Origin of the sequence: Acinetobacter sp. UBA1496 (assembly GCF_002324975.1) — a bacterium.
Taxonomy (GTDB): Bacteria; Pseudomonadota; Gammaproteobacteria; order Pseudomonadales; family Moraxellaceae; genus Acinetobacter; species Acinetobacter variabilis.
On the sequence record NZ_DCRI01000003.1, the window covers coordinates 1 to 9,818 of the forward strand.

The window sequence follows — 9,818 nt, forward strand, 5'->3', positions numbered from 1 at the left end:
TACTTTTTGAAACACCACCCATAGCAGTTTTGCTATTTTATAGTTTAATCAAAATATTCAACAACAATAGAGGACTTCAGCATGGCAGCAATCAAGACCCGCGAAATTCAATATACTGCGCAGGATGGCAGCACTTTGATTGGTTATTTTGCCGCACCAGAAACTGATGCACCTGTAGCAGGTGTTATCGTGGCACCCGAATGGTGGGGCCGCAATGACTATACTGAACAGCGTGCCCGTGAACTGGCGGAACATGGTTATGCCGCGCTGGCAATTGATATGTATGGTGACAAGAAAGTGACCACCAACTCTGATCAAGCCTATCAATGGATGATGCAGACGTTTGAAGATCCGGACACCATTGTGAATCGTGCAAAAGCAGCGCTAGATACACTGGCTGCACAGGATGAAGTCAATCCGGAAAAACTGGCTGCGATTGGTTTCTGCTACGGTGGTAAAGTGGCTCTGGATCTGGCTCGCTCAAATGCACCTTTAAAAGCTGTGGCTACTTTCCATGCCAACCTGTCTCCTAAAGCACCTGCACAAGAAGGCCAGGTACAGGCAGAAATTCTGGTCCTACATGGTGAAAAGGACAGTATGGTGAGCCTGGATGATGTCGCCAGCTTTAAAGAAGAAATGCAGGCGGCTAAGGTCGAGCATAATGTGATTGTATTTGAAAATGCCAAGCATGGATTTAGCAACCCGCTTGCGGATGAGCGCGCCAAGGCCAATGGTGTCGATCTGGGCTACAATGCTGAAGCAGAAAAACAAAGCTTGGCTGCCATGTATGAATTACTGGCACGACAACTCGCCTAATAACAGATAAATTGATCCGGCTCATGATCGAGCTGGGTCATACATGAAAAAATAAATTCAATGAAAGGAGCCAATATCATGACTGAAAATAACTGCCCGTACTGTAATTTTGACGAATACGATATTCTGGCTAAAAATGATTTTGCTGTCGTGTTACCTGAACCGAACTCGCTGTCCAAAGGACATTATGTAGTTACTCCATTACGTCATGTGGCGTCATTTTTTGAAATCACAGATAAAGAACGTAAAAGTATGATGTCTTTACTTGAGCAGGCCCGTAATGAACTGCAACTACGCTATCAACCTTCCGGTTTCCATATTGGGTTTAATGACGGCGAAGTATTTCAGGAAAAATCAGAGCATTTGCACATTCATATTATCCCGCGTTATGAAGGCAAGATATTAAAGCTGGATGCACGCTGGGGCATTGAAGAATAAGAATTTAATTTTTTTACTGAGTGAATGCTTTTCGAAGTGTTCACTTGTCCCTTCCATTTATTCATTTTTACTCTTGCAGTCTCGCTGTTTTAGCAGACTTTTCATCTTTTAGCTGAGTCTCTTCAGTTATACTAAGCCTCGTTTTCTAGTTTGTTCTATTTTCATGTTTGTGTTTTCAGATGCCCTTTTAGAATGGTTTGATGTGCATGGCCGCCATGATTTGCCGTGGCAAGTGGCCGATGATCCCTATAAGGTCTGGGTCTCTGAAATTATGCTACAGCAGACTCAGGTCAAAACCGTGCTGCAATATTTTGAGCGGTTTATTCAGCGTTTTCCGACGGTACAGGATCTCGGTACAGCTTCCTGGGATGATGTTGCGCCCTATTGGGCGGGGCTGGGCTATTATGCGCGTGCCCGTAATTTACATAAGGCAGCCGGTATTGTGGCAAGGCAGGGGCATTTCCCGACGAGCCTGGAAGAATGGATCGCCCTGCCCGGCATTGGCCGCTCAACCGCGGGAGCCTTAATGTCTTTGGGTTTACGTCAGTACGGCGTGATCATGGATGGTAATGTCAAACGGGTGCTGGCACGATTTTTTGCGATCGAAGATGATCTGTCTAAACCGGTTCATGAACGTGCCTTGTGGGAGCTTGCTGAACAGCTTTGCCCGGTTGAACGGAATCATGACTATACCCAGGCGATTATGGATCTCGGTGCGACCGTCTGTACTCCGAAAAAGCCTTTATGCCTGTATTGTCCAATGCAGCAACATTGCAAGGCACATCAACAGGGTCTGGAAAATGAATTGCCCTTTAAAAAAGCCAAAAAGCCGGTACCGGTCAAAGCAGCTCAAGTGCTGTTGATCCAGTCAGGTGATGAATGGCTATGGCAGCAACGTCCTAATAGTGGTCTTTGGGGCGGGCTTTGGTGTCTGCCAATTATTGAAGACACTCATACATTTGAACAACTGTGCCAGCAACTGGGTCTGAAAAATCTCGTACAAAAGATCCAGATCAGCCACAGTTTCACCCATTTTACCTGGCAGCTTGAAGCCATGGTTTTTGCAGTCGATGCAGATCAGCAGGAACATCTGGCGATTGAGTTACAGGGCTTCTGGATGAACCCGGAAACTGCGGTCAATGCAGGTATTCCAACCGCCATGAAAAAATTGATTTCTACCGTAAATTTATGACATAGTCTGGAACAAGAAGAATCATACTGGCCTCATTTAAGGATAAATATTTTGCGCCATTCTCTTGCGTTTGTCGGGCTTTCTTTGGTGATGTTATTTCTGGTGGCGTGTAGTAGCGCACCGAAACATCCTTCTGCGGTTCAACTTAATCCGGCACTGGTCAAAAAACTGAATCATATGCGTATGCCCTCTTCTCTGCCGATTCCGGTAGATCGGGTCCAGGCTCGTGAATTGAAAGATACTTGGGGAGCTTCGCGTAGTAGTGGCCGTTTGCATGAGGGCATTGATATTCTGGCTCCACGTGGAACCAAGGTTCGCAGTGCGACGCCTGGTCTAATCGCGGATTTACGGAATAACAATTTGGGTGGTAAAGTAGTCTGGATTCTGGGTCCAGGTGGTGCCTGGCATTATTATGCACATCTGGATGGTCATAAGCGTGGCCTGAAAGTCGGTGACTATGTCAAAAAGGGCGATGTCATTGGTTATGTCGGTAATACTGGCAATGCCCGGCATACTGCGCCACATCTGCATTATGGTCTTTATTTAGGTGGTAAGGGTCGTGGTGTTGTTAACCCTTATCCATATTTACGTTAATTTTAGGAAGTTTACATGTCAGAAGCGTTGATCAACCGTCTGGTCGAATTTGCTGAATCAGGCAATCAACAGAAAATCGTGCTCAATGGCCAGACCTATCAGGGCTGGATCATGGAAATTACCGAAGAGGCGCTTCTGATCAGTACCGGTTATGCCGATAAAAGTGGTAAGGATATGTGGATCCAGTTCAGTGATCTACAGCAGGCAGAACTCTCCTACTGGGATAATCAGCAAGATCAGTGGACGACATTTAAATTATAAAATAGGAAAAAGGAGCATCCCTTGACGATCCAACGCTGTGGCTGGTGCTCTGATGATCCCCTCTATACTGCCTACCATGATCAGGAATGGGGACAGGCGCTGCATGATGAAAAACGCCTATTTGAAATGCTGTGTCTGGAAGGCCAACAGGCCGGTTTAGCCTGGATTACCGTACTCAGAAAACGTGAATCTTATCGCAAACATTTCTTTCAATATTCTATTGAAACCATCGCGGCATTTACAGATGAGCAACTCACCGCAAAACTGCAAGATGCTAGTCTAATCCGGCATATTGGTAAACTAACTGCAATTCGCGATAATGCCCGGGCCTGGCAACAGCTTAAATCTCAAGAGATTGATGTGGTCACATGGTTATGGTCCTTTGCCCAGCAGCCCCGATTGAATAATGATGTGGCAGATTATCGCCAGGCTCCGGCACAAACCATTGAAAGCCAGAACATGTCCAAAGCCTTAAAAAAAGCAGGCTTTAAGTTTGTCGGTCCTACGATCTGTTATGCCTTTATGCAGGCAGTCGGCATGGTCGATGACCATGAAAATCACTGTCACTTTAAAACAATATCCTCCCATTCAAATAAGAGCTGAATCTATGTCCACTAATACTATTCAAGCTTATGCCGCAATGTCTGCCGGTGCTGCTCTGGAACCTTATCAATTTGATGCGGGTGAACTTCAGCCGCATCAGATCGAAGTGAAAGTTGAATACTGCGGCCTATGCCATTCTGATATTTCAGTACTCGATAATGACTGGGGATCTTCGGTCTATCCTGTGGTGGCTGGACATGAAGTGATTGGGACCATTACGCAACTGGGTTCTGAAGCCAAAGGTTTAAAAGTAGGTCAACGTGTCGGTATTGGCTGGACTGCGGAAAGCTGCCAACATTGTGATTCCTGTATTTCAGGCCAGCAAGTGCTGTGTACCGGTGGTCAGGTTGCAACCATTGTCGGTCATGCAGGCGGTTTTGCAGATAAAGTCCGTGCTGGCTGGCAATGGGCAATTCCCTTACCTGAAGATCTGGACCCGGAAAGTGCCGGTCCCCTGCTCTGTGGCGGGATTACCGTATTTGATCCGATTCTAAAACATCAGATTCAGGCCATTCACCACGTCGGTGTCATTGGTATTGGCGGTTTGGGACATATGGCGATCAAGCTACTGAAAGCTTGGGGGTGTGAAATTACCGCCTTTACTTCAAATCTGGATAAAACCGATGAGCTGAAAGCCATGGGTGCAGACCATGTAGTGAATAGTCGTGACCCAGCAGCGCTTAAACCGCTTCGTGGTAAATTTGACCTATTAATGAGTACTGTCAATGTCACACTAGACTGGCAGGCTTATTTATCAACACTGGCACCAAATGGTACTGTACATATGCTGGGCTTACCATTGGAACCCATGCAAATTTCTGCAGGTTCACTGATTGGTGGTGCTAAATCTGTGACTGGCTCGCCGACAGGTTCACCAGCAGCTTTACGTCAATTACTAAAATTTGCGGCACGTAAAAATATTGCGCCACAAATTGAGTTATTCCCAATGTCGGAAATTAATGCTGCGATTGAACGTCTGCACTCAGGCAAAGCCCGTTACCGGATCGTACTGAAAGCCGATTTCTAATTTGTACCGATCATCAGTAAATCTAGATCTGCCCTAGCAGCATGTTAGGGCAGATTTTTCTATGGCTATATTTGTAAATAATTGGTTTATAAATATTTAGCCAGCTTCTGAGCCAGAAATTCAATAAATAGATGCACCCGTTTAGGCAGATGCTCCTGACGGTAATAAACTGCATGAATTTTTTGATAATGCAGCTCAATCTGGTCTTCAAATAGCGCCTCTAAACGACCCGCCTGTAAATCATCCTCAACCAGAAAGCGTGACAGACAAGTAATACCCACCCCATATAAAGCCAATTGACGAACCGTTTCCCCATTGGGTGCCCGAATCTTTGGCTTCACAGTGATAGGTTCGCCATTCAGTCGAATCGGCCAAGTATTCAGATGCGTAGGCTGACTAAATCCCAGCAAAGTGTGCTCCGATAAATCTGCCACTGATTGCGGACTGCCTTTTTGCTGTAAATATTCAGGGCTAGCCACAATATACAAACGACTGCGGCATAATAATCTGGCATGCAGGCTGGAATCATGCAGTTCTCCAAAGCGGATCGCGACATCGGTTTTATGTTCCAGCAGATCAATCACCTGATCATGATTATTCAGTTCAATTTCGATGTGGGGATAGCGCTGCATAAATTCCTGAATCAGCGGCACGATTACATGCAGTACAAAAGGTGTCGCTGAATCTACCCGAATCAATCCTGACGTATCACTATCTGATTTCAGCAAAGCATCCTCAGCTTCTGCCAAATCATTGAGAATTTTGCGCGCCTTTTCTAGAAATAGCTGGCCTTCTTGAGTCAGTTTCAGCTTACGTGTGGTTCTTTCTAAAAGAGTAATATTTAACTTATTTTCCAGACGTTGCAGCGCCCGACTGACACCCGAAGTGGTTTGGCCTAAACGTTCTGCCGCCATGACGATAGAACCACTATCCACAATAGTGACAAAAGCCTGTAATTCTTCAATCGTCGATTTCATTTGTCACTCTTTTATTGATTTTCGGTCAATAATATTTTGCAAATTCAGCTATTTTTTCGCAACAATAAAAAGCACAAAATACTCAACATCGAAAATACTTAAAGATTAAAGCTATGAATATTGTTCCTCAATTTGGTGTCGGTACCTTTCGCCTGTCTGGACAGACCGTCATTGATTCAGTCAAAACAGCACTGGAAGTCGGTTATCGCGCTGTAGATACGGCACAGATTTATGCCAATGAAGCAGAAGTGGGTCAGGCCATTGCAGAAAGTCAGGTTAATCGTAACGAGCTGTTCATTACCACCAAAATCTGGACAGATAATTACGCACCAGACAAACTGATTCCAAGTTTCAAAGAGAGTCTACATAAACTACGTACCGATGCAGTCAATCTAACGCTCATTCATTGGCCTGCACCTCGTTTAGGCGTTCAAATTCCTGAGCTGATGCAGACTTTATTAGAAGCCAAACAGCAAGGTCTGACTGAGCATATTGGTGTGTCCAATTTCAATATTGAGCTGACCCAGCAAGCGATTGATAGTATTGGTCTGGAGCATATCGTAACCAACCAGATTGAACTCAGTCCTTATCTGCAAAATCAGCGTCTGGTCAGTTTCCTACAATCTCAGAAGATTGATGTCACCTCTTATATGACACTAGCTTATGGCAAAGTGCTGAATGATCCTGTCCTGCAAGGAATTGCTGCACAGCATCAGGCTTCGACTGCACAAATTGCACTGGCTTGGGCCTTGCAAAAAGGTTTTGCTGTGATTCCTTCTTCAACCAAACGTGAACATCTGCTTGCCAATCTGGCAGCGCAGGAGATACAACTGTCTCAAGAAGAAATGGCTTTGATCAGCACCTTGGAGCGCAATGGCCGCGAGGTTGATCCGGACCAGCTTGCGCCTATCTGGGATTAAACAGAAACCATGAAAGTTAATTTTTCTTTGCTTGCACTGGCGGTTGGTGCCTTTGCAATTGGTACCACTGAATTTTCTCCAATGGGTTTTCTGCCAGAAATCGCCCGTGATCTAGAGATTTCGATTCCTCGTGCCGGGATGCTGATCAGTGCCTATGCCTTAGGGGTGATGTTGGGTGCACCACTAATGACCCTCTGGTTAAGCCGTTATTCCAAACGTAAGTCTCTCATTTTACTGATGGCGATTTTTACGATTGGTAATATTCTGGCGACATTAGCGCCTAATTATCTGGGGCTGATGGGGGCACGCATCATTACCAGCCTGAACCATGGTGCTTTCTTCGGGATTGGTTCGGTTGTCGCGGCCAGTGTCGTTCCGAAAGATAAACAGGCCAGCGCTGTAGCCATGATGTTTATGGGCCTGACCATTGCCAATATTGGCGGGGTGCCACTGGCAACCTGGATAGGACAACATATCGGCTGGCGTATGGCTTTTCTGGGTATTTCCCTGCTTGGTGTGCTGACCATGTTCTCCCTATGGAAAGCCTTACCAGAAGGCCAAAGCAGTCAGAAACCGGATGTAAGGCAGGAGCTGCAAGTCCTGACCCGCCTGCCTGTTGTTTTAGCTTTATTAACTACCGTGATGAGTGCAGGGGCCATGTTTGCCCTATACACTTATATTGCCCCGAGTCTGCAAAGTTTTACTCAGGCTTCCCCTGCATTGATTACTTTGATGCTGGTGTTGATCGGGGTAGGTTTCTCGATTGGTAATCATCTGGGTGGCAAGTTTGCAGATTTATCCTTAAATAAAACCCTGATCGGCTTTTTAATCTTGCTTATGCTGATGATGCTGCTTTTCCCGATTCTGGCAAGCACAGCTCTTGGCGCAGGTCTGGCATTAATCATCTGGGGTGCTGCTGCCTTTGCCGTGGTTCCACCTTTACAGATGCGAGTCATGTCCGTGGCTTATGATGCGCCTGGGCTGGCTTCTTCGGTAAATATTGGTGCCTTTAACCTCGGGAATGCTTTGGGTGCGATTGCGGGAGCCAGTGTGCTAAATCTGGGACTTAGCTATAGTGCGGTTTCATTTACCGGTGCTGGGCTCAGTGCTGTTGCTTTGCTTTTGGTCTTTATCCAAATGAAACTGGTTCCGCAGCAAGACATAACTGCGCAGCAATGCTCTTAAAATTTCCTTCATCAAAAAGTCCGCCTGATGCGGACTCTTTATTGGCTATTTAACGTAAAGCTTCAGGTAACACAGGCGTTGCCACAGGTTTAGCCAGTTCGGTTTTCATCTTTTGCAGCATCTGATAAGGCTGCTGTTGCACAAACATATTCACAAAGGTTAAAGGAATCGAACCTTCAGGATTGGCATAGCCATAAGTCGATACCTTGACCTTGTTATTGGCCAGTTTCTGGAAAGTCCAGTCTCCCTGATAATCAGTCAAACGCACATAATTCGGGTTTAGGGCATACCCAGTCTGAATCGCTTTATTCTTGATGGTGATCTGACCATTGGCATCCTTGATCATTTTGCCCTGCACAATCAGATCACGGTCTTTTAAAGGGAATGGAAAATCCAGCACCATATACAAGGTGAAATCGCCTTTTTTATCATCACGCGACAGCACCTTGATACTGCCCATATAAGGCACCCATTTCACCGCATGATCAACATCCAGAATCAGAGAAACGGCATTCTCAATCGGGACATTGTAGGTGGTTTCGGCTTTATAGAGAAAAACGGGATTACGTTCATCCTGATAGGTCCAGACTTTAATATTATTTTTATTAATGCTGAGCTTGGCATTCTGCACAGAGGTCGACTGTGCTGTAGCGGCAAAGGCTACAGCACACGCCATTAATATTAATTTCTTCATTCCATTGTCATCTTATTTTAGTTTTAAGTTATTTTTATATAGGATTTTGACGAAAATTTATACTTGAATATCGTTAAAACCAAGTACATCCTTCATGTCATATTTACGTGCATCACGACCAACGACCCAAGCTGCGGCACGTACGGCACCCGCTGCAAAGTTCATACGGTTGGTGGCTTTATGCGTAATTTCAACACGCTCGCCTTCGCCAATAAACATTGCAGTATGTTCACCGACGATATCACCGCCACGAATGGTCTGAAAACCAATACTTTTACGTTCACGAGGACCCGTATGCCCTTCACGATGATATACCGCATCTTTTTTCAGATCACGACCCAGTGCTCCAGCAATCGCCTCACCCATCATAAGAGCTGTACCTGATGGCGCATCTACCTTATGACGGTGATGTGCTTCAATCACTTCAATATCGACCGTATCACCAAAGACTTTAGAGGCAAGTTCTAGCAGTTTGATCGAAACGTTCACACCTACTGAATAATTCGCTGCATAGACCACTGGAGTTTCTTTTGCAGATTCATCCAGATAAGCTTTTTGTTCGTCATTCATACCAGTCGTACCAATCACGATCGCAACGCCATTTTCACGGCAGATTTTAAGATGATTCACCGTCGCAGCAGGCGCAGTAAAGTCGATCACTACGTCACAGTCTTTAACTACTTCTTCAAGATGGCCGACAACCTTTACACCCAGGCTCCCTACACCAGCCAGTTCACCGGCATCTGCGCCAATCAATGAGCTTTCAGGGCGCTCAACAGCTGCTGCCAATTGGTAACCGGCTTCTTTCACCGCCTGAATAAGGATGCGTCCCATACGGCCGCCTGCACCTAAAATCCCAATGCGTGGTGTCGCTGACATAACATAGTCCTGATGTTGATTCGAAATTGCTCTTACTATAGCAAAACTCGCTCATAACACTAAGATTGATCGCATAAAAATCAATGAAAAGAATTAAAGAGGATCATGAGGGTTTTTGATATGTATCCATATAAACAATATTTTATGGACAAGTAAAAAGAAAATAATTCCGTTAGAGGAATAATGATTAGGGTCTGTTGACACTTACTGTTCATAATTAACCCTATAAAGG

General features: G+C 45.3%; 12 protein-coding genes. 9 read left to right on the top strand and 3 right to left on the bottom strand.

Features of this window, described 5'->3' with window-relative positions; genetic code table 11:
- The first annotated feature begins 81 nt into the window (after positions 1 to 81).
- The 7 genes from B3143_RS00355 (at position 82) to ahr (ending at position 4,931) form a co-directional block, all read left to right on the top strand.
- Complete coding sequence (locus B3143_RS00355; protein ID WP_159124503.1) at positions 82 to 816, top strand: dienelactone hydrolase family protein; 735 nt, start codon at positions 82 to 84, stop codon at positions 814 to 816.
- Between the two features lie 78 nt (positions 817 to 894).
- Entirely contained in the window at positions 895 to 1,254 is a 360-nt protein-coding gene (locus B3143_RS00360; protein ID WP_286739108.1) for an HIT family protein, read from the top strand.
- A gap of 163 nt (positions 1,255 to 1,417) precedes the next feature.
- Positions 1,418 to 2,446 (top strand): A/G-specific adenine glycosylase, encoded by a 1,029-nt coding sequence (mutY, locus tag B3143_RS00365; RefSeq protein ID WP_376745123.1) that lies wholly within the window; start codon positions 1,418 to 1,420, stop codon positions 2,444 to 2,446.
- Between the two features lie 90 nt (positions 2,447 to 2,536).
- Entirely contained in the window at positions 2,537 to 3,040 is a 504-nt protein-coding gene (locus B3143_RS00370; RefSeq protein WP_376745124.1) for a M23 family metallopeptidase, read from the top strand.
- A 15-nt stretch (positions 3,041 to 3,055) separates the two neighbouring features.
- Entirely contained in the window at positions 3,056 to 3,301 is a 246-nt protein-coding gene (locus tag B3143_RS00375) for a hypothetical protein (RefSeq protein WP_004780440.1), read from the top strand.
- Positions 3,302 to 3,322: 21 nt separating this feature from the next.
- Positions 3,323 to 3,904 carry a DNA-3-methyladenine glycosylase I gene (locus B3143_RS00380; RefSeq protein ID WP_180032032.1) on the top strand — a complete coding sequence of 194 codons (582 nt, stop codon included), beginning with the start codon at positions 3,323 to 3,325 and terminating at the stop codon, positions 3,902 to 3,904.
- Between the two features lie 4 nt (positions 3,905 to 3,908).
- Entirely contained in the window at positions 3,909 to 4,931 is a 1,023-nt protein-coding gene (gene ahr, locus B3143_RS00385) for an NADPH-dependent aldehyde reductase Ahr (RefSeq protein WP_286739113.1), read from the top strand.
- Between the two features lie 86 nt (positions 4,932 to 5,017).
- On the opposite strand, the gene B3143_RS00390 is transcribed toward ahr, so the two are convergent.
- Entirely contained in the window at positions 5,018 to 5,908 is an 891-nt protein-coding gene (locus B3143_RS00390; RefSeq protein WP_286739114.1) for a LysR family transcriptional regulator, read from the bottom strand.
- Positions 5,909 to 6,021: 113 nt separating this feature from the next.
- On the opposite strand from B3143_RS00390, the gene dkgB reads away from it, so the two are divergent.
- Positions 6,022 to 6,828 (top strand): 2,5-didehydrogluconate reductase DkgB, encoded by an 807-nt coding sequence (dkgB, locus tag B3143_RS00395; RefSeq protein WP_286739115.1) that lies wholly within the window; start codon positions 6,022 to 6,024, stop codon positions 6,826 to 6,828.
- 9 nt (positions 6,829 to 6,837) lie between these two features.
- Positions 6,838 to 8,013: an MFS transporter gene (locus tag B3143_RS00400; RefSeq protein WP_286739117.1), complete on the top strand. Its 1,176-nt coding sequence runs from the start codon at positions 6,838 to 6,840 to the stop codon at positions 8,011 to 8,013.
- A gap of 49 nt (positions 8,014 to 8,062) precedes the next feature.
- On the opposite strand, the gene B3143_RS00405 is transcribed toward B3143_RS00400, so the two are convergent.
- Positions 8,063 to 8,707 (bottom strand): START domain-containing protein, encoded by a 645-nt coding sequence (locus B3143_RS00405; RefSeq protein ID WP_034170748.1) that lies wholly within the window; start codon positions 8,705 to 8,707, stop codon positions 8,063 to 8,065.
- A gap of 57 nt (positions 8,708 to 8,764) precedes the next feature.
- On the bottom strand, positions 8,765 to 9,586 hold the full coding sequence (gene dapB / locus B3143_RS00410) for a 4-hydroxy-tetrahydrodipicolinate reductase (RefSeq protein WP_034704877.1): 822 nt from the start codon (positions 9,584 to 9,586) through the stop codon (positions 8,765 to 8,767).
- Positions 9,587 to 9,818: the final 232 nt, after the last annotated feature.

Excerpts from the sequence above, each read along its gene's own strand:
- B3143_RS00390 (WP_286739114.1), bottom strand. The coding sequence starts at position 5,908 with ATGAAATCGACGATTGAAGAATTACAGGCTTTTGTCACTATTGTGGAT.
- B3143_RS00360 (WP_286739108.1), top strand. The coding sequence starts at position 895 with ATGACTGAAAATAACTGCCCGTACTGTAATTTTGACGAATACGATATT.
- B3143_RS00370 (WP_376745124.1), top strand. The coding sequence starts at position 2,537 with ATGTTATTTCTGGTGGCGTGTAGTAGCGCACCGAAACATCCTTCTGCG.
- B3143_RS00375 (WP_004780440.1), top strand. The coding sequence starts at position 3,056 with ATGTCAGAAGCGTTGATCAACCGTCTGGTCGAATTTGCTGAATCAGGC.
- dapB (WP_034704877.1), bottom strand. The coding sequence starts at position 9,586 with ATGTCAGCGACACCACGCATTGGGATTTTAGGTGCAGGCGGCCGTATG.
- mutY (WP_376745123.1), top strand. The coding sequence starts at position 1,418 with ATGTTTGTGTTTTCAGATGCCCTTTTAGAATGGTTTGATGTGCATGGC.
- B3143_RS00405 (WP_034170748.1), bottom strand. The coding sequence starts at position 8,707 with ATGAAGAAATTAATATTAATGGCGTGTGCTGTAGCCTTTGCCGCTACA.
- ahr (WP_286739113.1), top strand. The coding sequence starts at position 3,909 with ATGTCCACTAATACTATTCAAGCTTATGCCGCAATGTCTGCCGGTGCT.
- dkgB (WP_286739115.1), top strand. The coding sequence starts at position 6,022 with ATGAATATTGTTCCTCAATTTGGTGTCGGTACCTTTCGCCTGTCTGGA.
- B3143_RS00355 (WP_159124503.1), top strand. The coding sequence starts at position 82 with ATGGCAGCAATCAAGACCCGCGAAATTCAATATACTGCGCAGGATGGC.
- B3143_RS00400 (WP_286739117.1), top strand. The coding sequence starts at position 6,838 with ATGAAAGTTAATTTTTCTTTGCTTGCACTGGCGGTTGGTGCCTTTGCA.